Here is a 660-nt window from a genome sequence, read left to right on the forward strand (position 1 = left end):
ACGTTGAAGGCCCACCCTTCCGGGGACGAGGCCGTGGCGTCTGCCGAAAACCGGTCGCATCGTCATCGAACAGGTCGAATTGGGTCGAGATCCTGCTCATGCCGGTCCGCAAACGCTCTCATCACGGGCCAGCACCGAGATTGGAGGAGTCAACGAGCGGTGTGAGCACTCGGAAAGTCGGAGGTTTGGCCGTAAGGCAGCGATCGGGAACATAAACAGGGCCTCGGCAGACAGGTCGGCGTGACGAATAGTCACGAATATAGCACCAGTTCTGCAATGTCGAAACGATCCATAACATATCGGCCCGGCTTTCTTGCGCGGCTCCTACCTGCAGGACGCTGGAAGCTTCTCCTTGACCGGTCGCGAGCAGCATCGATCCGGCTCAAGGCCGAAAATGCAATCGACCTGTCCTGCCTGGACGTAACATCGATCTCGGTCAGCAAGGCATTGCTTTGGCACACAGTCGAAATGCGTTCCCGCAACCGGGTCGACCTGCTTTCCGTCCTGGGCGAGGAAGTCGCGACGAAGCTCGCCGCGGACCTCTACACGATCATCAACAATCACCTGTCGGAACTGATCGGGTCTGAGGCAGGTCGCCGAAGACGCGGCGGACTTCGACCAGTTCAGGCGAACGGACGGGATCGACCGGCTCGCCGATGG

General features: G+C 59.8%; 1 pseudogene. It reads left to right on the forward strand.

Annotated elements, in window-relative coordinates:
• Positions 1 to 276 precede the first annotated feature (276 nt).
• Positions 277 to 660 (forward strand): annotated as a pseudogene (locus tag CEV33_RS00885) (hypothetical protein); the annotation flags it as partial.

Origin of the sequence: Brucella grignonensis (assembly GCF_002252505.1) — a bacterium.
GTDB classification, from domain to species: Bacteria; Pseudomonadota; Alphaproteobacteria; order Rhizobiales; family Rhizobiaceae; genus Brucella; species Brucella grignonensis.